The sequence below is a fragment of the Halomicrobium sp. HArcht3-1 genome (assembly GCF_058933345.1).
Genome location: NZ_JBZYDM010000006.1, coordinates 1 through 20,791 on the forward strand (window position 1 = coordinate 1; position 20,791 = coordinate 20,791).

A 20,791-nucleotide genomic window follows, 5' to 3' on the forward strand; every position below is an offset into this window, starting at 1 on the left:
AAGATAAGCCTGCCTGCGTTTCGGTGAGTACTGGGGTGTGCGAACCCCTGGGAAACTCGATTCGCCGCCTGCCCATTCATACTTTAAAGCCCGCAGCCACGGTGGCTGCGGGCTTTTTTCATGTCGTTCGCGAGCGCCCGCTGTAGCAAGCGTTTTTCCGCTCGCCGCCCTGCGGTCGGTATGGACACCGACGGGGTCGAGCAGTTGATCGAAGCAGGGATCGAAGATGCCGAGGCGACGGTCCGTCCATCGCGAGGGGCGGAGGAGGACGACCATCTCGCGGCACGAGTGATCTCGCCCGTTTTCGAGGGCGAAAGTCTGGTCGATCGGCACCAGCGGGTGTACGACGCACTCGGTGAGCACATGACCACAGACATTCATGCGATCGAAATCGAAACCGAGACCCCGGAAGAGGCGTAGGCAGCCCGGACTCAGACCTGTCGACCGGGGCGGTATACAACGGATCGAGACGCTGTATGGGCAATCTCTTTTTGAAGGAGTATGCTGCTGGACCCGCCGGCGTTACCGGCCAGTGGTCTGCGGGGGTCGGTAGCGCAAGCCATTTGCGCGCGGCGCGCCACTCTCGTGGTATGACGTTCGATCCCAATGAGGGACTCCCACAGGAAGAGGTCACAGCGAAGGTAGACGAGACTATCGCGAACAACGAGGTGGTTCTCTTCATGAAGGGAACGGAGATGATGCCCCAGTGTGGGTACTCCGATAAGGCGCTCACGTTGATCAATCACCATCGAGATGAGTTCGAGACCGTCGATGTTCTGGAGTCACTCGACGAGTACCGGGCAGCGCTCAGTGAACACAGCGGTCGTGAGACGATTCCACAGACGTTCGTCGACGGTGAGTTCGTCGGTGGGAGCGATATCTTAGAACAGTATCACGAACGCGAGGAACTCGGTACGACACTACAGGCCTGAGTTAGACGAAGCGGAACGTTTCGAGGTTCTTCGGATTGTAGGTGCGCATGTTGAACTGCTGGTACAGCGCCGACGACAGTTGATTCGTCGACTGTTCGTCGCCGTGGACGCAGATGACTTTCTCGGGGCGGGGGTGCATCGTTTCGACGAACGTTTCGAGACCCTGTCGGTCGGCGTGGCCGGAGAACCCGTCGACAGTCTCGACTTCCATCTTGAGTGAGACGCGTTCGGCGCGTGGGCCGCTGCCATCGGAGAGTGTGATCTCGTCTTGGCCGCGCTGGATCTGACGGCCGAGCGTCCCTTCGGCCTGATACCCGACGAACATCATGGTGTTGTCCGGGTCGCTCCCGAGCAGGCGGAGCCACGACATGACGGGGCCGCCGGTGACCATCCCCGACGTGGTGAGCACGATGCACGGTTCGTCGTCGGCGATCTCTTGGCGCATTTCCTGACCGCCGTCGACCTGCTGGAACTGCTCGGCGAGGAACGGATTTTCGTCTTCGTAGAGAATACGCTGTCGGAGGTCGCTACGGAGATACTCGGGGTAGGCGGTGTGGATCGCCGTCGCCTCGCGGATCATCCCGTCGAGGTAGACCGGCATCGTCGGAATCTCGTCGTTTCGCATCGCTTCTTCGAGGACGAGCATGAGTTCTTGCGAACGGCCGACGGCGAAAGCGGGAATCAGAATCTTGCCGCCGCGGTCGTGAGCGTCGTTGATTGCTTTCCTGAGGACGCGCTCGGAGTCTTGCTGGTCGGTCTGGTAGTCGTTTTTCCCGCCGTAGGTCGATTCGAGGACGAGCGTCTCGACGCGGGGGAAGTCGTTGACGGCCCCGTCAAGCAGGCGCGTGTCGCGGTAGTGGATGTCACCGGAGAAGGCGACGTTGTAGTGGCCGTCGCCGATGTGGAAGTGACAGACCGCCGAGCCGAGGATGTGGCCGGCGTTGTGCATCGTGAGCTTGATGTCGGGCGCGATGTCTGTGACGTTGCCGAACTCGACAGGGATGGTGTGTTTCAGCGCGTCACGGACCTGCTGGCTCTCGTAGGGTGGCGAACGCCCTTCTTTGGCGGCCACGTCGAGGTAGTCCAGTTGGAGCAGGCCCATCAGGTCGCGGGTCGGTGCGGTGGTGTAGATGGGGCCGTCGTAGCCGTACTTGAACAGGATCGGGATGAGCGCCGAGTGGTCGAGGTGGGCGTGGGTCAGGACGACGGCATCGATGGACTGCGGGCCAGCGGCGAGGGCTTCGGGTGCCTGGAGGTACGGGACTTCGCCTTTGGCACCGGGTTTGTCGCCGCAGTCGATGAGGATGCGCGAGTCGGGCGTCGAGAGGATGAAGGCTGCACGGCCGACTTCGCGACAGCAGCCAAGCGTCGTCAGGCGGACCCAGTCGTCGTCACTGGTGCGGGGGCGGTTGATCTGGCGGCCGACGCGTTCGAGAATCTCACGGCGCTCGGTCCGTTCCTGTTTGAGGAAGTTTCGGACGTTCGAGACCGTCGAGGATTCCATGGGCGGTGTGCGGACGACCTCGGGGGTCCAGCCGACGGAGCCCGAAATCTTGTCGAGGGTCTCGCCGTGGCGGCCGATGACGAGACCGGGTTTCTCGGCTTCGATGAACACTTCGCCAGTGTCGTGATCGAAGTCGAGATTCTGGACGCCGGCTTCCTCGGGGATCGTCGCTTCGATCTCCTGTCGTGCGGTGGCCTCGTCGACGAGGGCGCCCTGTGTCGGGCGGACGTTGATTCGCTTCTGGAGGGTCTGTGCGAGCTTCGGGACGAGCCGGTCCCTGTTCGCCACCTTCTGTGCGTCCGGTGTGTAGATGACGAGTTCGGGACCTTCGAACGTCACCGAGGCGATCTCGATGTCGTCTGGTGTTTCCTGCTCGACCGTTTTCTGTATCTTCTCGAGTGTCTCGTCTGCGGAACTCATGTGTTGAAATCAGCGATCAGTAGCCGTCAGCGAACTGCGAGAACGACGGCAACCGCGTCTCGTTGAATGTCGCTTGACCAGCGAGGTGCAAGAACCTTTGCTTCTCGGTCGCCCTCTCAGCGCAGGTCGGCCACGACGTGCGCGATGCGGTCGACCGCCGCGTCGATGTCGTCGCTGTCGACGTCCAGATGCGTACAGCAGCGGGTGGTGTACGTGTCGAAACTGCCGGCGCGGACGCCCCGGTCTTCGCAGGCTGCGACCAGTCGTTCGCTGGTGATACCGGCGGTTTCACTGTCGATGACGACGATATTGGTCTCCGGTGCTGGGACTCGCAGGCCGTCGATGGCGTCGAGACCATCGGCCAGTCGGTCGGCGTTCGCGTGGTCGTCGGCGAGGCGGTCGAGGTTGTCGAGGGCTTCCAGACCCGGCGCAGCGACGAGACCGACCTGTCGCATCCCACCGCCGAACAGCTTGCGGATCCGTCGAGAGTCCTCGATAAACGATTCGCTACCGGCCAGCACCGATCCGACTGGCGCGCCCAGTCCCTTCGAGAGACAGCACAGCACCGAGTCGACGTGTTCGGTGAGGTCGGCGACTGGCCTGTCGAGTGCTACGGCCCCATTCCAGAGGCGTGCGCCGTCGAGGTGGACCGGCACGCCGTGCTCGTGAGCGGCACGGGCCGCAGCGTCGAGGTGAGACTTGGGTACTGCGATCCCGCCACGGTAGTTGTGAGTGTTCTCTACGGTGAGCAGGCCGGTCCCCGGCCGGTGGAGGTCTTCGGTGACGACGGCGTCGGCCACCGCTTCGGGTGTCGGCACGCAGCGGTCGCCAGCGTCGAGCGGCCGCGTCTGGACCTGCGCGTGCTGGGCGGTCCCGGCCAGTTCCCAGCGGTAGATGTGGGACTCCCGGTCGAGCAGTAGCTCCTGGCCGCGGTCGGTGTGGACCCGAACTGCGATCTGGTTGCCCATCGTCCCGCTGGGGACGAACAGTGCGTCTTCCATCCCGAGCAGCTCGGCGGCGCGCGCTTCGAGTTTCTCGACGGTCGGGTCTTCGCTGTACACGTCGTCGCCGACCTCGGCGTCGCGTGCGGCCACGCGCATCTGATCCGAGGGGGTCGTGACGGTGTCGGACCGGAGGTCGACCACGTCGGTTCGATCGTGCATCCGGACTCAGGCCTCCGCCGAGTCTTCGGCCGGTTCTGTGAGGTGGGCCTGTCCCCAGTCTTTCATCGCTTCGATGACCGTCTCCAGTGCGGCACCGCGCTCGGTCAGCGAGTACTGGACGCGAAACGGTTGTTCACTGATGACCTCGCGCTCGACGAGACCGTTGTCCTGCAGGTCGTCGAGGCTGTCCGAGAGAACTTTACTGGAGATGCCGTCGACGTTCTCTTTGAGTTCGTTGAACCCCGAGGGCCCGTGTTCGAGGAGGCGATGGACCAGTACGGGGTGCCACTTCTTGCCGATGACCGACGCCGTCGTCGTGATCGGACACCACTCTTCGCCGACACACCACACTTCCAGTGGTTCGTTCGCGTCTGTCATACCATCCGTTTTGGCCCGGATTCGTTTATAGTTACGTGTGGTAAGTTGGTGGTGTTGAAACACCTCCTTCCCGGCCACCAGCGCGGCGTTCGTGCGCGCCCCTCGTCATCTCAAGCGGCCTATTTCCCCTTCCGGACCCTCTGTGTCGGTATGGCGACACGGCGAACGTATCTTCGAACGACGGCGGCCGCCCTCGCCGCTGGACTCGCGGGCTGTACCGCAAGGCGACAGTCTGGCGACGGCGACGGCGGCGCTGATTCCCGGCCGAACGACGGTCGGTCCGGGTCGCTCACCTCGTCCGGCGACGACAGCGAGACGGTCACGGCCGGGGCGGCACCGATCCCGACGGCCGATCGATCGCTGTACGTCCACCACGAACGGGCGACGCTCAGGGAGAACGTTCGCAGCGGCGGACCACCGAAAGACGGGATTCCGTCGATCGACGAGCCGACGTTTCAGGCGGCCGACGACGCCGATCTGGCCGACGGCGCACCGGTGTTCGGACTGGTCAGAAACGGTGTCGTCAGGGCCTATCCACAGTACATCCTCGTCCACCACGAGATCGTCAACGACGTCGTCGGCAGCGAGACCGTCGCCGTCACCTACTGTCCACTGACGGGGACTGCACAGGGGTTCGAGCGCGGCGGCGTCGAATTTGGCGTCTCCGGCAAACTCCTGAATTCGAATCTCGTCATGTACGACCGCCACGGCGACAGCCGCTGGCCCCAGATGCTGGCGACGGCGATTTCGGGTCCGATGGCGGGTGCGACTCTTCGGGAGTTCCGACTGGTCTGGACCACGTGGGGGCGCTGGCGACGTGCGCATCCCGATACCGAGATCCTGACCGAGGACACTGGGCACGTTCGCCGGTACGGGAGCGACCCGTACGGCCAGTACAACCCGAAAAGCGGGTACTACGCCAACGACCGGACACTGTTTGCCCCGCTCGAACGGGACGATCGGGCGTCCCCGAAGAGGGTCGTGATCGGCGCGCGGACCGAAGCCGGTGCGATCGCGTTCGACAAGCAGTCGCTGCTCGACGCTTCAGTGCAGACGGGATCGATCGGCGACATCGCGTTCGTCGCGGTCGCCGATCCGACACTACAGACTGGATACGTCTACGCGAACCCCGAGGGAAGACCCGTCGAGTCCGCTGGTGACGGCCGCTACACTGTCGAGGGCGACACTGTCGCGGCGTCGAATCTCCCGCTGGATCGCGTGCTGGCGTTCGGTTCGATGTGGTTCGCGTGGGCGGGCTACTACCCGGAGACGACCTATGTCGAGTGAGACCAGCACGTCGGAGCACGACCGGCCGGTTCGCGCGCGGACAGTCAGTCTGCTCCGACGGACCGCCCTCGCCGTCCGTGGTGCGCTCGGTCGTCGCGCCGGGCGTGTCATCTTCGCCGGTACCGCGCTTGGCTACTTCCTCGTGCTCGAAACAGTCGCGGCGAATCTCGGGGGTGGCGATGGGACGATCGGTCTTCTCGTTGTCGACGATCCGCTCGCGAGGCTGTTCGAGCGGGTCGCACCGTTCCAGTTCGAACCGATCGCGCTGGTGTCGCTTGGGCCGGTCGAGTATCTGTTCTCGCCGGTCACGGCAGCGGTCGCTGGTGGTGTCGCCGTGCTCGTGGGCGTGAACCTCGCGGTGTCGTGGGTGGTCTGGCGCGGACCGACTGCCTGTCGCGTCAATCCCGGTGTGGGTGCCGTGGCCGGTCTCCCCGGTCTCCTGTCTGGCTTCGTCTGTTGTGGGCCGACGATCCTGCTCGTCGTTGGCGTGCAGGCGAGTGCCGGTCTCGTCGCCGCGTTCCAGTGGGCGCTGCCGCTCGCAGTCGCGTTGTTGATCGTGTCGCTGCTGTGGGTCGGCCGGCAGGTAGAAGTGTAGTCTCCGCTATCCGGGGTCGATCAGACGCCCACTCCAGCCAATTACTGTGCGACCGTCGTCGCTCGATAGACCTTCTTGCGCGCGTCGGGAAGGAACACGTCTTCGGTGACGAGACCTTCCTCGTTGAGTGTCTCCAGCGCTGCACGAACGGTTCGCTTGGGCAGGAGCGTCTCCTCTGCGAGTTGGGCCTGTGTCATCGACCCCTCGCGGTCGAGCACCCAGTGGACGAACTTCGCGCTGGGGGGCGCGTCTTCGAGCCGATGGCGCGGGATCGGCTCTGCCTGGTCCGATTGTGTCGTTGCGGTCATCCGATACTCCAGTATACGGCCGTCCACACTAATAGCTCTTGGTTACGCCGATGTCACGGCGGTCAGAATCTCACGTCTGATCGTCGTCGATCTGTCTCAGGCTCCCTGCTGGTCACCGGCAGCCGCGGCCAGTGCCTCGATCGCATCGGGATTTTCGATGCTGCTCGTATCGCCGAGGTCCTCGCCGGTGTACGCCGCCTGCACCGCTCGCCGGACGATCTTGCCACTCTGTGTCTTCGGGAAGGTCTCCACGAAGACGATGTCGCGGGGCCGGAACGGCTTGCCCAGTTCGTGCCCGACCTGCTCGCGCAGTTCCGCGCGCAGGTCGCCACTCGCCTCGACGCCGGCTTCGAGGACGACGAAGGCGACGACGGCCGTCCCGGTCGTCTCGTCGGGGACGCCGACGGCGGCGGCCTGATTGACCGCGTCGTGGGCGATCAGTGCCCCTTCGACCTCCGCGGGACCGACCTTCCGCCCGGCGACGTTGAGCGCGTCGTCGGCCCGGCCGTGGAGGTACCACAGGCCGTCCTCGTCCGTCTGTGCCCAGTCGCCGTGATCCCACAGATCCTCCCACGTCGACCAGTACTCCTCTATATATCGTTCGTCGCCGTCCCACAGTGACTTCGTCATGCTGGGACAGGAATCCCGGGCGACGAGGAAACCCCGTTCGTGCGTGTCGGTGATGGATTCACCCGAACTATCGACGATGTCGACGGCCATGCCGAGTCCCGGACCTCCTAGCGTGCAGGGCTTGAGCGACTGGATCGGCATGGGCATCAGAAAGCAGCCACAGATTTCGGTGCCACCGGAGATGTTGATGATCGGCGCTTGGCCGTCACCGACATGTTCGTAGAACCACCGCCAGGATTCGTCGTCCCATGGCTCCCCGGTCGACCCGAGTAGGCGGAGACTAGAGAGATCGTGGCGCTCGACCGGGTCCGTGCCGTGGTTCCGCAGCGCCCGGATCGCCGTCGGACTGATTCCGAACTGGGTGATGCCGTGGCGCTCGATCATGTCCCAGTAGCGGTCCGGTTCCGGATAGTCGGGGGCGCCCTCGTACATGAACACCGTGCCGCCGAACGTGTGGGTACCGATCAGCATCCACGGTCCCATCATCCAGCCGATATCCGAGACCCAGAAGAAGCGATCCGCGGGCTTGAGATCGAAGCCAAAGTGGAGTTCTTTGGCCGTCTGGACCTGCACGCCCGCGTGGGTGTGGACGATCCCCTTCGGTTTCCCTGTGGTCCCGGAGGAGTACAGCAGCATCGACTCGTCGCTGGCGTCGAGTCGCTCGGTCTCGAACGTGCTGTCGGCCGCCCCGACGGCGTCGGCCCAGCACTCGTCACGGTCGTCGTCCCACGGGATGCTCGCTCCTCCTTGCCCGTCGACCGTGCCGAGACGGTCGAAGACGATGGTGTGGGCGACGCTGCCGGCGTCTGCGATCGCCTCGTCGGCGGTGCCTTTCAGTCGCACCTCGTCGCCTCGGCGGTAGAACCCGTCTGCGGTAAAGAGCACCGAGCAGTCACTGTCGGCGATGCGGGTGGCGGTCGCGTCGACGCCGAACCCAGAGAAGATCGGGACGGCAATCGCGCCGACCTTGAAACAGCCATAGAGGATCGAGACGACTTCGGGGACCATCGGCATGTACAGGCCGACCGTGTCGCCCCGTTCGATGCCACGCTCGCGGAGTGCGTTCGCGACGCGATTGGCCTGTCGGTGGAGGTCGTGATAGGTCACCTGTCGCACGCCGCCGGGTTCGCCTTCCCAGAGACAGGCGACGCGGTTGCGATCACTCTCGTCGACGCCGGCATGCCGGTCGACGGTGTTGTGTGCGATGTTGAGCGAGCCACCGGGGTACCAGTGGGTGAACTGCGGTCCGTCGGTGTCGTCCCGGACGCTGTCGTACGCCTCGTAGAACTCGATATCGAGGTAGTCGACCACTTCGTCCCAGAACCACTCGATGCCGGACGCCGGTTCGCCGGGGACCGCCTCCGTGGTCCGTGCGATCAGTTCGTCGTAGTCTCCGATGTCGTACTCGTCCATGAACTGCGCGACGTTGGTCGACTCGACGAACGATTCGTCGGGGACGTGGGCGAACGTCCCGCTCATGACTGGGTCCCCCGTGGGTACCTCGATGTGTGGGACACGGTTGTGATACTGTGGCACATACTCGCTGATTGACAGCCGGCGACAATGATTGCTTGGCAACCATTCAATCACGTGAGATGTTCTGCCACATGGCAACGGTTCTGCCGGCAAGGAAACGCATTTATCTCTACCCCATGCTAGGTCTGCGCATGGACGACATTTTTGTCGGACGACTGATGACGGCAGACCCGGTCACGGTCTCGCCAGAGACGCTTGTCGAAGACGCAGCGACGCTGATGCTCGACGAAGCCATCGGTTCGCTGATCGTCGTCGGCGAGGAAAACGAGATTCAGGGGATTCTCACGTCGACTGACTTCGTCGAAATCGTCAAGGAGAGCAAGCCAAAAGCCCAGACGACCGTCGAGCGCTACATGAGCACGGACGTGATGACGACCACCGCGCAGGAACCGATCGAGGCGGTCGCCGATCTGATGCTGGAAGCGGGGATCCACCACGTTCCCGTCGTCGACGACACCGAAGGCGTCATTGGGATCATCTCGACGACGGATCTGACGGCGTACGTCTCCACGATCCAGACGCCGAGTCCGGCCTGAACGGACTCGGCGATCCCAGCGACGAACGGTACCGAAGACGGCGGCGATGTCAGTCGTCGGCGTCCGGTGCGTCCTTGGCAGGGGCACTCCAGACTGAGGCCGGTGCTCGTTCTTCGATAAACGCCGCAAGTGCACCGTAGAGGCCGATATCGTCCCCGAGTCGACTGATCCTGACCTCTGGGGTATCGACGAACAGGTAGTCGTCGAGGTACCGGTCGATGCCGTCGAGTACCACGTCGGGGTTGTTCATCGCGACGCCGCCACCGACGGTGACGAGCCCCGGGTTGACGGCGTTACAGATCGCCGCGAGTCCGGCCGCGTTGTAGCGGGCGACACGGTCGAGACACGAGCGGGCGAACGCGTCGCCCGCACTCGCAGCACGGAACACTGCCTGTGCGTCGACGTCTCCGTCGAGGACCGTTTCGGGGTCCTCCTCGGCGATCCGGTCGCTGACGCTCTGTGCGATCCCGCGACCCGAACAGAACGCTTCCCAGGCACCCCTGACGCCGGTACTTTCGACCTCGCTCTCCGGTGCGACCGGCAGGAGGCCGAACTCGCCGGCCTGTGCCGACTCGCCCCGGACGAGTTGGCCCCGCTCGACGACGCCGCCGCCGATGCCGGTGCCGAAGGTGACGTGGACGAGACTATCCACACCATCGGACGAGCCGTAGTGCCATTCGCCGAGGACGGCCGCGTTACAGTCGTTCTCTATCACGACGGGGAGTTCGTGAGCCTCGTGGATGGCGCGACCGACTTCGATCTGGTCGACGGTGTCGCCAGCGGGCGTGTCCAGTTCGGTGATCCGCCCGGTCTCCTTGTCGACCAGCCCGGTACAGGAGACCGCAACGCCGGAGAGCGGTTCTGTCGTGGTCTCTGCCAGCCGCTCGACGGCGTCGACGAGCTGGGATTCGAGGGCGGTCGGTCGCGTCGGTTCGACGGTGGTATCGGTCACGATATCCCCGCTCGGGACGGCGACGGCAGAGCGGAAGTTCGTGCTGCCGATCCCGAAGACGGCGATCTGCTCCATATCCATGTCGAACCCATGTTCTCACTTAAGTATTCCCACCATAGGCACAGCCCCGATAATCGAGCCCTACCGGTCAGGAAGCGGCTACGTTCGGTATGCTATCCGTTCGACGTGTTCCCATCTCGTTACGAGATGTGCTCCATATTCTCACCACGCCGCTTCGAGGAGTCGTTCGATCGATTCTGTCGTCGGATCGAGCGAAGGCGGTGTATTCGACATGAATCGATCCGTCCGAATCCGCTCGGCGACTGTGGGGAACTCCGCGGGCGTCGGGCCATCGATGTCTCGGAGTCGCGTCGGCAAATCGAGCGCAGTGACGACATCCGAAACTGCTGTCACGACCGCCTCGGCGGGGTCGCCGGCGTCGTCGACACCGAGCGCGCGAGCGAGCATGTCCCGTCGGCCGTCCACCCGCTCGAAGAGCCACGCCAGTGCGTACGGTGCGATTACGGCGTGGGCAGCCCCCTGTTGTACGTCGTACGTTCGCGCTAGTCCGTGACCGGCGGCGTGGATCAGTGAGAGTGTCGTCTCCCCCTCGCGTGAGATGCCGTACTGGACGAGCGTCGCACCCTCGACGAGCCGTTCGTACACCCCGATCGAAGGGTCGTCCAACTCGCCAAAGGCCAGCAGTCCCTCCTGAAAAACCGAGAGTCCCCGCATCGCCGTGGCGTCGGTCACCGGGGTCGCGGTGCTCGCGTACAGCGTCTCGATCCCCTTGTCGAAGCCGTTCATCGCCGACGCCGCGAGGACCGGCCGCGGCGTCGTCGCGACCAGTTCGGCGTCGGCGTGTACCGCGGTGGGCATCAGTCCGGGGGCGGAGACGCCGCCACTCGCTGGCTCCGTGACCGGACACGTCTCGGGGGCGGCGGTGACGCCGGCGACCATCGAGCAGTCAGCACCCGCAAGTGTCGTTGGCACGGCGACGACTGGAACGAGACCGTCGTCAGGGACCGTGATCGTCCCGGTCTCGACGAGTTCCTGACCGACCGTGGTCGACCCATGGTCCGTGGCAGCGAGCACGCTCACGAGTGTCGCCGCGTCGAGACTGCTCCCACCTCCGAGGGCGACGAGCACGTCCGCGTCCGTCGCTTGCAGTGCGTCGACTCCATCGTAGGCCGTGCCGAGACGCTTCGCGGGCGTCGTCTCGGCGAAGACGCCAGCCAGTCTGTCTCCCAGACCGTCTTTTACGGGGTCCAGCACCGCTGGTGTCGTCCCGACGGTCTCGCCACAGACGACGAGCGCTCGCTCGAACCCCTGGCGAGCGAGTTCGGCCCCGAGATCCGCGACCGCGCCCGCTCCCACGCGGAGGACTGGCGGGTCGTAGGCGAACCGATCCGTTCGCTCGCCGTCGACGGTGCTGTCCTCAGTCATGGGTCGGCGCTGGAGTCGCCGACTGGCGGCGGGAATGCTCGGTCTCGCCGAAACGCGCGTCGTGGAAACTGTGGGCGGGGACCGTCCAGGAAGACGAGAGGGATGATCCGGTCGTGCGAGATACCATACGTCGGGTGGGTGCTGGAGCTACCTGAGCGTTCTCCCCTAGGGGGTCTTCTCTCGGGTTCTGCTCGCTGCATCGGCCGCGTGCTCCCGTCGCTGGACCCGGAAAGGACAGCCGGTGCTGCGCGCGTCGAACGGACGTGAGAGATAGCCAAAGTATACTGCCATTTTATATTCCCGTCCATCATTATTCACGATTGGTATGGCAAGTGCTAGCTCGGATGATGGTGTGTTGCTCGAATGGTATCGCAATCGGATCGCGGAACCGTCGACCGACGACGAGGTGTACGGCTACTGGCTGTTCGTCTTCGGGGTCGTCATCGGCCTGTTCGGAGTGCTACTTGCTGCCTCGACGGCGGCAACGCCCGCTCGCACGTTCTCACGGCAGGCCGGTATCGCGCTGGGCGGACTGGGGCTGTTGTTCATTCTGGTCGGCTCGGTCGTTCGGCTTCCGCTCGAACGGCGGGCGACACTGGTGTCGTACGTCGGTGCGGCGGTCGGTCTCGTCGCCATCGTCTGGCTGGTCGTCACGTTCGACGGCGGTCGAGCACAGCGGCCGATGATCTTCGGTACGTATGCTATCGGGATGGCGATCATCGCGCTCGGTGCGATTTTCGTCCCTCTCTTGCGTGAAAACCCGGACGATTCGGTGAGGCCCGCGGAGGACGACACCGATGCCGACGCGGCCGTCGCGGCGGCACAGGCCGATGCAGCGCAAGCCCGTGAAGAGTCCGAGCAGGCGCGCGCGGCGTCTGCTGACCTGCAGGACGAACAGCGCGCGCTCGCTGCCGAGCTTGCGGGCCTGCGTGAGAGCGCGGCCACGTTCGAACTGTACGAGGACAAAGGCGGGAAGTTCCGCTGGCGACTGCGCCACCGCAATAGCAACATCATCGCCGACAGCGCGCAGGGGTACACGCGCCGGACCAGCGCCCAGAACGGCATCGAGAGTGTCCGGCGCAACGCGCTCGGGGCGGCGCTGCTCGAACTCGAAACGGAACCGGACGACGCGACGGACGAGTCCGAGACGGGCGTCGTCGCGTATCCACCGGGCGAGAGTAAGGCCACCTTCGAACTGTACGAGGACAAGGGCGGCGAGTACCGCTGGCGACTCGAACACACGAACGGCAACATCATCGCCGACAGCGGCGAGGGTTACGGCGAGCGTCGCGAGGCCGAGGCGGCCATCGAGCGAGTCAGAGAACGCGTCGGTCCCGCCCAGTACCTTCGAGCCGATCCGACGGCCTACGAAGTGTATCAGGACAGCGCCGACGAGTGGCGCTGGCGACTGATCCACAAGAACGGGCGCATCCTCGCGGACGGTGGCGAAGGGTACACCTCCCGAAGCAGCGCCCGCGACGCGGTCGACCGCGTCCGCTCGGCACTGGACGGTGAGACCGACTACGAGTTCGACGTGTTCGAAGACACGGGCGGGAAGTACCGCTGGCGACTCGAAGCGGGCAACGGCGAAATCGTCGCCGACAGCGGACAGGGCTTCAGCGAGGAGCGCGGTGCCAGAGAGAGCATCGAGCGCGTCGAGGGCCACTCCGGGGACGCTGCGGTCCTCGACGTGGGACTCGCCACGTTCGAGGTGTTCGAAGACAAGGGCGGGAAGTACCGCTGGCGACTCCGACACCGAAACGGGAACGTTCTGGCCGACAGCGGACAGGGCTACAGTAACAGAACAAAAGCGTTCGACGGCATCGACAGCGTGAAACGCAACGCGCCACACGCCGAGCGCCACGACGCCTGATCGGCGCGACCGCCGCCTTATCGCTCTATCTCGCGCACTTCGAAGCCCACGTCGTCGTTTCGGAAGGTATCGGTCAGGCCCGCGAGATCGTCCGCGACGGCGAGCAGGCACACGTCGAGTCCCTTCGTCGCGGCTTCCGTCACGGCCGTCGCCGTCGAAAACCGGATGTCCGGTACCAGATCGGCGTCAGTCGCCGCTGCGACGGCTTCGGTACCCGAGACGGCCAGCAGATCGTGCTCTGCTGCGACCTGTGTCACTGTCTCGGGATCGACACCGCGACTGCCACCGTCGCGGATCGGCGGAATCGACACCACGGTGACGGTCCCGAGTTCGTACTCCAGTACCCCGTCGAAGTCCGTGATTCCTACGTCCTGCTCGGCGTCGGCCGACGAGACTGCGACGGCGGTCGCGTTGCTCGACGTTCCGGGTGTCGCGTGTAACACACCGTCGCGCATCGCCAGCGAGACCGATTGCCCTTCGTCGATCGGCCCGGTCGCGATCGCCGTCTCGATCTCGACCTCGCCGATCACGTCCTCGGAGACGTGGTCGACGAACTCCCGGAGGTCGGCAGTCTGTGTGATCAGCCAGTCGACGCCCTCTTTGGTCACTTCGTAGCGGCCGCGGCCGTGTTTCGTGACGAACCCACCTTCGACGAGGTCCTGCAGATAGTTCGAGACGGCCTGTGAGGTGATGCCGATACTGTCGGCGATCTCCTGCTGGCTGACGGCTGGCTGGCGCTCGGCGATCTCGATGAGGATCTGGTACTGGGTCGCCGTCCGCTTGCTCTGGAGGACCGTGGTCTCGTCGTGGACCTCGTCGCTCATAGCGACCACTCTGCACCCTGCGGGCAAGTATGTTTGCTCTCCGTTCGACTACGATCCGGTCTGTGTGGTGCTGGCCCGACAGCCGGACAATCACGGTTGCAGTACTGCAACTGCGATTTCTCGCTCGTCCAGTGACGTTGGACCGCGTGCCACACTCGCGGGACGAAGCAGTCCTTATTTGATCGGCCCGGACCGAATCGATCGTATGGCCGACGACGAAATCCCCGATATCCCGATCGTCTGTGAGACCTGCGGGACGCGCTCGAAGATCCCGTTCGACGAGGTCGAAGCGGCCGTCGAACGACACAACGAACAGCGTCACGACGGCGAGGAGATGGCACAGGTCGACCCGGCGGTCATGGAACTGCTGGCCGACCGCGTCGCCGAGGACATCGGCCTGCTGTAGTCACCGGAGACGGCCTACCAGCCCGGTGAGGCGCTCCACAGCACTCCGCAGTGAGTAGCCCGACCAGTAGTACTCACTGGTCGTCCACGTCAGGCCGACGAGCACGAATAGCCCGCCGAACGCGAGATCGGTAAACAGCACCCACGGTGGCGAGGCATACAGGAGGCCGTTTGTCACGTGTGTCGGGAGCAGCGTCTTGAGACCGAACCAGAACTGATCGGCGACCGTCCGCTCGCTGGCGACGTTCGTCTCCGGATCGATCGAGGCGTCGGGAGCGCTCGACGCGGTCCCACCCGGCTGATCGGCGCTCGCGTTCGTTCGGTTCTCGGTGACTGTCTCGGTCGTCGCTTCTGCGGGAGCGGACGGTGTCATCGGTTCGATCGGGGCGCGCTCCCGGTATCGCGCGGCCGGACCGCCCTGACTCTCGTCGCCGGTGCCGATCCGCTCGACGTCGTAGGGCATGCCCACCCGCACGGCCCAGACGATCTCGTCCTCGTCGTTCAGTTCGACCAGTCGATTCCCGTTCGAGTCGACGACCAGCGTGTTCCCGTTGGGCAGTCGATCCGCATCGCGGGGCCACTGGAGGCGAACGTCGCGCCAGTGCCACGTCTCGACCCACTCGCCGTCGACGCGCTGGTACTCGATGATGCGCGTGTTTTCCGAATCGGCCACGATGACACTCGGGCCGCCGTACGACTGCGGGATGTAGTCGGGGTTGTGCTGCTCGAAGAGAATCTCGTGCTCGTCGTCTTCGCCCAGTGTCCACGACTCGTCGACGGCGTAGTCACCGTTGGTCGCGTTCAGAAAGACGACTTCGTCCATGTTCCGTATGCTGACCATGACGCGGCCGTCGTCGAGCAACTCCACGTCGTTGAGATGCGTCCAGTCACCGTCTTTCCCGCCGGCATCGCGGGCGTAGTGGTCGGCCGCGTCCCACTCCCAGACGACAGAGCCGTCCCTGATGTCGACGGCGTACACGTCGTCCTCGACGATGTCCGCGACGAGTCGGTGTGTCTCGTTGATCCGGTCGATGTCGTGCCAGCGTGCCGAGGCGACCCGCGGCGTCCGCTCGGCGTACAGCACCCGCTCGGCACCGGTCGTGAGGTTCGCCCGAACGAGGACGTTGCGCGTACAGCTATTGCTGTCGAACTGCTCGCACGCGTCACCCCGGAAGTGGCGCGCGGCCACGTACTCGACGGTGTAGCGCTCGCCGGGGACCTGATCCACGTCGAAGTAGGTCCGGTAGCTGTCGTTGAAGTAGACCACGGTGCCGTTGGGCGTGAATGCGGCGATCTCGGCCGTCTGGCCGCTGACGTAGAACCCCTGCGTCGCCACGACGGTCAGCCCGCGCTGTCCACTCGCTCGCTGCACGCGCTGGGCAGACCAGTTCTCGCCCGCGGCGGTCTCCGATTTTGCCTGCTGGAACCGTGACTCTACGTCGATTGCCGTCCGTCCACTGGAGGGGGGCCGCTGTGTCGAAACCGTGGTTTCAGTCCGTGCCGGTCTCGACTCTTCGGTCGCCGTCCGTGTCGCGTTCGTCCCGGTGTGCTGGGACCACTCTCCCTGCGTTACCGCTGTCTCGCTTGCTGGCGACGACGTATCGTCGTCGGCCTGCACGGCCGTCTGGACGAACGACTGCCCGACGGTCGCGGCCGAGATGAGCATCGTCGTCAGAAAGACGATACGGAGGGCACTGCGTCCTGTCATATGCATCGATGGAACAGATGGCCTGTCGATGGCAGTTGGGTAATGTTTTGTGATAACTCAGCGCCATTTTGAGCGTCACGTCGTATCGTAGCCATCGAAATCACGGCACACACGATCGCAGGACTGCAGCGCGACCGGTCTGTCGATCGGTTCAGTTGTTGCTATCGGGATCAGTGTCGAGCACGGATGGATCGGCTCCACGGCAGGACTGTGGTCGACCGGTCAAACAGCGACGAGACGCCGTCTCAGTTCCCGTCCCACTCGTCTCGGCAGTCGTCGTCACAGAAGTGCGCTTCCTGGACGCTCCCGTCTTCGATCCAGGTGACCTCGCGATGGGTCGGCTCGTTCGCGATGGGTTCGCCACACGTCTCGCAGTTCGGTGCCTCGGACTCGTCGATGTCCTCGTGATGGTCCGACGTAGGATCTACCATATGGCGACTGGTGGGTGTCGTGCTATTTAACGGCACAGAAATCCAGCCGCTGGTCGGGGCTGCCTATCGATCCCGGGTCACTGATTCGCCGGGGTCGGTCATCGCGCCGCTCGACAGCGTGACGCCGGGGTTGATGCTCGTGTTGATGCCGGTCTTGACCTCGTCGCCAGCGACGACACCGTACTTGCGTCGGCCGGTCGAGACGCGTTCGCCCTTGACCGTCTGGGAGACCGACGCGCCGTCGTGGCGGAGGTTCGCCACCTGCGTGCCCGCCCCGAAGTTTACGTCCTCGCCGAGGACGCTGTCGCCGACGTAGGAGACGTGTGGCACCGCCGAACCGGTCCCGATGACGCTGTTTTTGATCTCGACGCCGTGGCCGATGTGGGTGTCCGGCCCCAGCAGCGTCGCTCCACGGACGTAGGCGTTCGGGCCGACTTCGGCACCGGAACGGATCAACGCCGGTCCTTCGACCACGACGCCGGGTTCGATCGTCGCCCCCGCTTCGACGACGACGTTCCCGCGGAGGGTCGCGTCGCCTTTCACCTCGCCGTCGATTCGCCGCTCCAGTTCGCCCAGTTTCCACTCGTTTGCCGCCAGTAGCTCCCACGGGCGGCCTACGTCGAGCCACCGGTCGACCTCCACGGCCGACACCGTCGCCGACTCGATCGCCTGCGCGACCACGTCGGTGATCTCGTACTCGCCGCGCTCGCTCTGCTCGACGTCGAGCCACTCGCGGGCCTCGGCCGGGAAGACGTAGGCACCGGCGTTTGCCAGTTCGGTCGGTGGGTCCGCGGGCTTCTCGACGATGTCGGTCACGCGACCTTGCTCGGTCGAGAGGACGCCGTATGCGGTCGGATCGTCGACGCGGTAGGCGGCGATCGAGGGGCCGGCCTCGAACAGCGCCGTAATCGACGCCTGATCGTAGAGGTTGTCGCCGTTGAGGACGGCGAACTGGCCGTCGAGATGCTGGCGGGCACACCGCACTGCATCGGCCGTCCCCAGTTGCTCCTCCTGAACGGCGAACTCGACGGGGACGCCCCGGTACTCCTCGCCGAAGTACGACCGCACCGCCTTGGACTCGTAGCCGACGACGAAAAGCAGTTCACTCGCCCCAGCGGTCACAGCCGCGTCGGCGGTGTGTGCCACGAGCGGTCGATCCGCGACCGGCAACATTGGCTTCGGCGTCGATGTCGTCAACGGCCGCATTCGGGTCCCCTCACCTGCCGCGAGGACGACTACTTGCATACGAAGCCGGTCGTAGCCGACCCATTTGAAGATACGGTCATCAGGCGGTGACTACGACCGTGACAGCCGGCGTGTAACGATACCGGAGCAGGTCGGCTCCGACGGCCGAGTCGCAACATCTTAGCGCCCGGGCGATCACCGGTCGGTCTGTGACATTGTTCGTGCGCGCGCTGGTCGTCGTCCTCGCGCTCGGTCTCGTCTTCGGAATGGGCGTCCACTACGACGCCGAACACACCGAGCAGTGGCCGTATCCTACCTCAGATGCGCTTGCAGCCGATTACGACGGCCACGTCGGCGACGACGTGTTCGTCTTTGGCACCGTCGAACGGGTCGAAACGACGACACAGAGTGCAACGATACTCGTCAGCCACTCCGATGGACAGTTGACGCTCACGGTCGATGACTTCGACGCCGCGGTCCGTCCCGGCGGCGTCGTACAGGTCGTCGGTCGTCTCGAACCGGACGCCACTGTCGACGCACGCAACGTCCGCGTGGTCAACCCCGCAGGATCGTCGATCCTGTTCAAGTACGGCGTCTCGCTCGTCGGTGCGGCCTTCGTGACTGCTCTCGTCTTGCGACACTGGCGTATCGACTTCGCGACGCTTTCATTCGAGGTGCGTCGGGATGGCTGATCTGCTGACTCACGTGCTCGTCCCGTTCGTTCTCCTGACACCCCTCAGCTGGCGGGCCGAGTGGCTGACGGACCGCTGGATCGTCCTCGCGATGGCCGGGGCGGCGATTCCCGACCTCGTGAAAGTCGGTATCGTCGTCGAGGACACGGTGATCGAATCGATCGTGGGACTGCCGTTCAGCTACGCGCCGATCAGTACGCTGGGTGGCGTTCTCGTCATCGCCACCGCCATCGCCGTCTGGTTCGGCGACGATCACCGCCGCGCCTTTGGCTATATTTTCTTCGGCGGTCTTACCGCACTCACGCTCGACGGCATGCGCGTGTTCGCCGACGGACAGGCGAACTTCTGGCTCTACCCCTTCGTCTGGTGGCGACCGCCGACGCCGAGTCTCTACGTCACCTCGGACCCGCGCGTCACTGCCGTCGCGATCATCACGGCCGGACTGGTCTTTCTCGCCGACTGCTATCGTGCCTCGGCGACGTGACCGCGACCCACTGCTCTCGATCCTGCTCCGTTAGGACAGCACTGCTCCGCTGGGATTTGAAACCTGACTGCGAGACTCACTGCGTTCGTCTCGCGTGATTCGAATCCCTTCGCTACGCTCTGCTTCGTCACGTTGTTCCTCAGGAAAATGCTCGCTCAGGGATTTGAACCCTGGTCATTGGCTCGAAAGGCCAATATGATTGGCCGGACTACACCAAGCGAGCGCTGCATATAGTGAGATAGGCTGGTGGTATTTAAAATCGTCTTTCTGCCGGCGGTTTGCCAACCACTCACTCGAAATCGATGCCGGAGAACTCGATTCGGACACCACCGTCGGCACTTTCCAAAAGCGAGAGGCTCCAGTCGTGGGCGGTCACGATCTGTTCGACGATGGTGAGACCGAAGCCGGTGCCGTCGGGTGTGGTCGTGTAGCCGTAGTCGAGTACCTTCGTTCGCTCTCGGGACGGGATACCGGGACCGTCGTCGGCGATGTAGAGGCCGTCCTCGGTGCGCCCGACCCGGACCGTCACGGCCGGGCCGGCGTGTACCACCGCGTTCTCGAAGAGGTTCTCGAACACTTCCAGCAGTCGATTTTCGTCGGACTGGACTGTCCCGAACTCGTCTTCGAGTGCCAGCGTACCGTCGTCTGCGCCGACCGTTCGCCAGGCGCGTCTGACGACGGGCGCTAACTCCACCGGCTCTGGCTCTTTGATGCGGTTGCCATCTCGGGCCATCGTCAACACGTCCTCGATCAGTGCTTCGATCCGTTCGAGTGACGTTTTGACGTGGTCGAGATGCTCCGTGTCTGTGGCCTCCTGTGCGAGTTCCAGCCGTCCCATCGCGACGTTCAGTGGGTTTCGGAGGTCGTGGCTCACGACCGACGCGAACTGTTCGAGTCGCTCGTCCTGTCGTTCGAGTTTCTCCCAGCCTTCGATGCGCTCGCTGATCTCTGCGATGGTGCCGACGTGATACGTCGTGCCATCGACCTCGATGGCCGTCGTGTGTGTCTCGACCGGTATCTCGTCGCCGTCTGGCCGGCGGTGGAGCGTCTCCCGCTGGCGCGTCTCTCCGATATCGAAGGAATGCCAGTACGCTTCGAAGCGAGACTCGTCCAGTGTGGGGTTTACCTCCCAGATCGGGACGCCGTGGAGACCGTCGCGATCGATCCCGAGCATGTCGGCGTAGGCCTGATTGACGTAGGCAAAGCGCCCGCTCTCGTCGTAGACGCCGACACCGACTCCCACCTTCTCGACGACGGCATTGAAAAAGCCCGCCTCGAAGCCGCCGTCTGTGAGACACGTCTCAGCGGCCCGTCTGGCACCCACCGCTGTCTGCGCACCTGTGGCACTGCTTCCCGATGCCTGCCGTCCGTCGTGACTGTTGTCCCCCGTCATTGTCTCCTACAGCGCCACCAGACGCTGATAGCGTTCGATTGCGAGCCCAGCAATAAAAACCCCTTCCGTGGTAGCATGACACATCCGCCACGCGAGAGCGTCAGTATTC

General features: G+C 64.4%; 21 protein-coding genes and 1 tRNA gene. 9 read left to right on the forward strand and 13 right to left on the reverse strand.

What is annotated here, in order from left to right; all coding sequences use genetic code 11:
• The first annotated feature begins 180 nt into the window (after window positions 1-180).
• Both AC5FRW_RS11290 and AC5FRW_RS11295 read left to right on the forward strand, forming a co-directional pair.
• Window positions 181-420: a BolA/IbaG family iron-sulfur metabolism protein gene (locus AC5FRW_RS11290; RefSeq protein WP_493568561.1), complete on the forward strand. Its 240-nt coding sequence runs from the start codon at window positions 181-183 to the stop codon at window positions 418-420.
• A 170-nt stretch (window positions 421-590) separates the two neighbouring features.
• On the forward strand, window positions 591-932 hold the full coding sequence (locus AC5FRW_RS11295) for a glutaredoxin family protein (RefSeq protein ID WP_493568562.1): 342 nt from the start codon (window positions 591-593) through the stop codon (window positions 930-932).
• A gap of 1 nt (window position 933) precedes the next feature.
• Here AC5FRW_RS11295 and AC5FRW_RS11300 read toward each other — a convergent pair whose 3' ends face one another.
• The 3 genes from AC5FRW_RS11300 to AC5FRW_RS11310 form a co-directional block, all read right to left on the reverse strand.
• Window positions 934-2,856, reverse strand: coding sequence for a beta-CASP ribonuclease aCPSF1 (locus AC5FRW_RS11300; protein WP_493568563.1), 1,923 nt, complete (start codon window positions 2,854-2,856; stop codon window positions 934-936).
• A 116-nt stretch (window positions 2,857-2,972) separates the two neighbouring features.
• Window positions 2,973-4,019 (reverse strand): threonine aldolase family protein, encoded by a 1,047-nt coding sequence (locus tag AC5FRW_RS11305; protein WP_493568564.1) that lies wholly within the window; start codon window positions 4,017-4,019, stop codon window positions 2,973-2,975.
• Between the two features lie 6 nt (window positions 4,020-4,025).
• Window positions 4,026-4,397 carry a winged helix-turn-helix transcriptional regulator gene (locus tag AC5FRW_RS11310; protein WP_493568565.1) on the reverse strand — a complete coding sequence of 124 codons (372 nt, stop codon included), beginning with the start codon at window positions 4,395-4,397 and terminating at the stop codon, window positions 4,026-4,028.
• 150 nt (window positions 4,398-4,547) lie between these two features.
• Here AC5FRW_RS11310 and AC5FRW_RS11315 point away from each other — a divergent pair, with 150 nt between their 5' ends.
• Both AC5FRW_RS11315 and AC5FRW_RS11320 read left to right on the forward strand, forming a co-directional pair.
• Window positions 4,548-5,684, forward strand: a complete 1,137-nt coding sequence (locus tag AC5FRW_RS11315) for a DUF3179 domain-containing protein (RefSeq protein WP_493568566.1) — start codon at window positions 4,548-4,550, stop codon at window positions 5,682-5,684.
• Window positions 5,674-6,279 carry a hypothetical protein gene (locus tag AC5FRW_RS11320; RefSeq protein ID WP_493568567.1) on the forward strand — a complete coding sequence of 202 codons (606 nt, stop codon included), beginning with the start codon at window positions 5,674-5,676 and terminating at the stop codon, window positions 6,277-6,279. Before AC5FRW_RS11315 ends, AC5FRW_RS11320 begins: the two co-directional genes overlap by 11 nt.
• Before the next feature lie 41 nt (window positions 6,280-6,320).
• Here the strand turns inward: AC5FRW_RS11320 and AC5FRW_RS11325 are convergent, their stop codons facing one another.
• Both AC5FRW_RS11325 and AC5FRW_RS11330 read right to left on the reverse strand, forming a co-directional pair.
• Window positions 6,321-6,587 carry a winged helix-turn-helix transcriptional regulator gene (locus AC5FRW_RS11325; RefSeq protein WP_493568568.1) on the reverse strand — a complete coding sequence of 89 codons (267 nt, stop codon included), beginning with the start codon at window positions 6,585-6,587 and terminating at the stop codon, window positions 6,321-6,323.
• A 96-nt stretch (window positions 6,588-6,683) separates the two neighbouring features.
• Complete coding sequence (locus AC5FRW_RS11330; protein ID WP_493568569.1) at window positions 6,684-8,696, reverse strand: AMP-binding protein; 2,013 nt, start codon at window positions 8,694-8,696, stop codon at window positions 6,684-6,686.
• Between the two features lie 188 nt (window positions 8,697-8,884).
• On the opposite strand from AC5FRW_RS11330, the gene AC5FRW_RS11335 reads away from it, so the two are divergent.
• A complete protein-coding gene (locus AC5FRW_RS11335) occupies window positions 8,885-9,289 on the forward strand; it encodes a CBS domain-containing protein (RefSeq protein WP_493568570.1) in 405 nt (134 codons plus the stop codon).
• Between the two features lie 49 nt (window positions 9,290-9,338).
• Here the strand turns inward: AC5FRW_RS11335 and AC5FRW_RS11340 are convergent, their stop codons facing one another.
• Both AC5FRW_RS11340 and AC5FRW_RS11345 read right to left on the reverse strand, forming a co-directional pair.
• Window positions 9,339-10,316 (reverse strand): ROK family protein, encoded by a 978-nt coding sequence (locus AC5FRW_RS11340; protein WP_493568571.1) that lies wholly within the window; start codon window positions 10,314-10,316, stop codon window positions 9,339-9,341.
• 147 nt (window positions 10,317-10,463) lie between these two features.
• Window positions 10,464-11,687: an iron-containing alcohol dehydrogenase family protein gene (locus AC5FRW_RS11345; protein ID WP_493568572.1), complete on the reverse strand. Its 1,224-nt coding sequence runs from the start codon at window positions 11,685-11,687 to the stop codon at window positions 10,464-10,466.
• Window positions 11,688-12,012: 325 nt separating this feature from the next.
• Between AC5FRW_RS11345 and AC5FRW_RS11350 the strand changes: the two genes are divergently transcribed.
• Window positions 12,013-13,560, forward strand: coding sequence for a YegP family protein (locus AC5FRW_RS11350; RefSeq protein WP_493568573.1), 1,548 nt, complete (start codon window positions 12,013-12,015; stop codon window positions 13,558-13,560).
• A gap of 17 nt (window positions 13,561-13,577) precedes the next feature.
• On the opposite strand, the gene AC5FRW_RS11355 is transcribed toward AC5FRW_RS11350, so the two are convergent.
• Window positions 13,578-14,384 (reverse strand): DUF7839 domain-containing protein, encoded by an 807-nt coding sequence (locus tag AC5FRW_RS11355; RefSeq protein WP_493568574.1) that lies wholly within the window; start codon window positions 14,382-14,384, stop codon window positions 13,578-13,580.
• A 205-nt stretch (window positions 14,385-14,589) separates the two neighbouring features.
• Between AC5FRW_RS11355 and AC5FRW_RS11360 the strand changes: the two genes are divergently transcribed.
• Window positions 14,590-14,790: a DUF8149 family protein gene (locus AC5FRW_RS11360; protein WP_493568575.1), complete on the forward strand. Its 201-nt coding sequence runs from the start codon at window positions 14,590-14,592 to the stop codon at window positions 14,788-14,790.
• Here the strand turns inward: AC5FRW_RS11360 and AC5FRW_RS11365 are convergent, their stop codons facing one another.
• The 3 genes from AC5FRW_RS11365 to glmU all read right to left on the reverse strand — a co-directional run bounded on the left by AC5FRW_RS11365 (window position 14,791) and on the right by glmU (window position 18,173).
• Window positions 14,791-16,497: an arylsulfotransferase family protein gene (locus tag AC5FRW_RS11365; protein WP_493568576.1), complete on the reverse strand. Its 1,707-nt coding sequence runs from the start codon at window positions 16,495-16,497 to the stop codon at window positions 14,791-14,793. It abuts the gene before it with no gap.
• Window positions 16,498-16,742: 245 nt separating this feature from the next.
• The gene (locus AC5FRW_RS11370) at window positions 16,743-16,928 is read right to left on the reverse strand and encodes a DUF7576 family protein (protein WP_493568577.1); all 186 of its coding nucleotides are present in this window, start codon (window positions 16,926-16,928) and stop codon (window positions 16,743-16,745) included.
• Between the two features lie 63 nt (window positions 16,929-16,991).
• A complete protein-coding gene (gene glmU, locus AC5FRW_RS11375; RefSeq protein ID WP_493568578.1) occupies window positions 16,992-18,173 on the reverse strand; it encodes a bifunctional sugar-1-phosphate nucleotidylyltransferase/acetyltransferase in 1,182 nt (393 codons plus the stop codon).
• A gap of 149 nt (window positions 18,174-18,322) precedes the next feature.
• Here glmU and AC5FRW_RS11380 point away from each other — a divergent pair, with 149 nt between their 5' ends.
• A complete protein-coding gene (locus AC5FRW_RS11380) occupies window positions 18,323-18,805 on the forward strand; it encodes an OB-like fold-containing membrane protein (RefSeq protein WP_493568579.1) in 483 nt (160 codons plus the stop codon).
• Window positions 18,798-19,289 carry a hypothetical protein gene (locus AC5FRW_RS11385; RefSeq protein WP_493568580.1) on the forward strand — a complete coding sequence of 164 codons (492 nt, stop codon included), beginning with the start codon at window positions 18,798-18,800 and terminating at the stop codon, window positions 19,287-19,289. Before AC5FRW_RS11380 ends, AC5FRW_RS11385 begins: the two co-directional genes overlap by 8 nt.
• A gap of 148 nt (window positions 19,290-19,437) precedes the next feature.
• Here AC5FRW_RS11385 and AC5FRW_RS11390 read toward each other — a convergent pair.
• Together AC5FRW_RS11390 and AC5FRW_RS11395 are read right to left on the reverse strand one after the other, a co-directional pair.
• Window positions 19,438-19,512, reverse strand: a tRNA-Glu gene (locus tag AC5FRW_RS11390).
• Window positions 19,513-19,578: 66 nt separating this feature from the next.
• Window positions 19,579-20,682 (reverse strand): PAS domain-containing sensor histidine kinase, encoded by a 1,104-nt coding sequence (locus AC5FRW_RS11395; RefSeq protein WP_493568581.1) that lies wholly within the window; start codon window positions 20,680-20,682, stop codon window positions 19,579-19,581.
• Window positions 20,683-20,791 lie beyond the last annotated feature (109 nt).

Bases quoted from the DNA above. Each gene is read 5' to 3' on its own strand.
- AC5FRW_RS11370 (WP_493568577.1), bottom strand. From the start codon at position 16,928: ATGGTAGATCCTACGTCGGACCATCACGAGGACATCGACGAGTCCGAG.
- AC5FRW_RS11290 (WP_493568561.1), top strand. From the start codon at position 181: ATGGACACCGACGGGGTCGAGCAGTTGATCGAAGCAGGGATCGAAGAT.
- AC5FRW_RS11360 (WP_493568575.1), top strand. From the start codon at position 14,590: ATGGCCGACGACGAAATCCCCGATATCCCGATCGTCTGTGAGACCTGC.
- glmU (WP_493568578.1), bottom strand. From the start codon at position 18,173: ATGCAAGTAGTCGTCCTCGCGGCAGGTGAGGGGACCCGAATGCGGCCG.
- AC5FRW_RS11365 (WP_493568576.1), bottom strand. From the start codon at position 16,497: ATGACAGGACGCAGTGCCCTCCGTATCGTCTTTCTGACGACGATGCTC.
- AC5FRW_RS11315 (WP_493568566.1), top strand. From the start codon at position 4,548: ATGGCGACACGGCGAACGTATCTTCGAACGACGGCGGCCGCCCTCGCC.
- AC5FRW_RS11330 (WP_493568569.1), bottom strand. From the start codon at position 8,696: ATGAGCGGGACGTTCGCCCACGTCCCCGACGAATCGTTCGTCGAGTCG.
- AC5FRW_RS11335 (WP_493568570.1), top strand. From the start codon at position 8,885: ATGGACGACATTTTTGTCGGACGACTGATGACGGCAGACCCGGTCACG.
- AC5FRW_RS11340 (WP_493568571.1), bottom strand. From the start codon at position 10,316: ATGGAGCAGATCGCCGTCTTCGGGATCGGCAGCACGAACTTCCGCTCT.
- AC5FRW_RS11385 (WP_493568580.1), top strand. From the start codon at position 18,798: ATGGCTGATCTGCTGACTCACGTGCTCGTCCCGTTCGTTCTCCTGACA.
- AC5FRW_RS11345 (WP_493568572.1), bottom strand. From the start codon at position 11,687: ATGACTGAGGACAGCACCGTCGACGGCGAGCGAACGGATCGGTTCGCC.
- AC5FRW_RS11300 (WP_493568563.1), bottom strand. From the start codon at position 2,856: ATGAGTTCCGCAGACGAGACACTCGAGAAGATACAGAAAACGGTCGAG.
- AC5FRW_RS11395 (WP_493568581.1), bottom strand. From the start codon at position 20,682: ATGACGGGGGACAACAGTCACGACGGACGGCAGGCATCGGGAAGCAGT.
- AC5FRW_RS11305 (WP_493568564.1), bottom strand. From the start codon at position 4,019: ATGCACGATCGAACCGACGTGGTCGACCTCCGGTCCGACACCGTCACG.
- AC5FRW_RS11325 (WP_493568568.1), bottom strand. From the start codon at position 6,587: ATGACCGCAACGACACAATCGGACCAGGCAGAGCCGATCCCGCGCCAT.
- AC5FRW_RS11310 (WP_493568565.1), bottom strand. From the start codon at position 4,397: ATGACAGACGCGAACGAACCACTGGAAGTGTGGTGTGTCGGCGAAGAG.
- AC5FRW_RS11355 (WP_493568574.1), bottom strand. From the start codon at position 14,384: ATGAGCGACGAGGTCCACGACGAGACCACGGTCCTCCAGAGCAAGCGG.
- AC5FRW_RS11320 (WP_493568567.1), top strand. From the start codon at position 5,674: ATGTCGAGTGAGACCAGCACGTCGGAGCACGACCGGCCGGTTCGCGCG.
- AC5FRW_RS11295 (WP_493568562.1), top strand. From the start codon at position 591: ATGACGTTCGATCCCAATGAGGGACTCCCACAGGAAGAGGTCACAGCG.
- AC5FRW_RS11350 (WP_493568573.1), top strand. From the start codon at position 12,013: ATGGCAAGTGCTAGCTCGGATGATGGTGTGTTGCTCGAATGGTATCGC.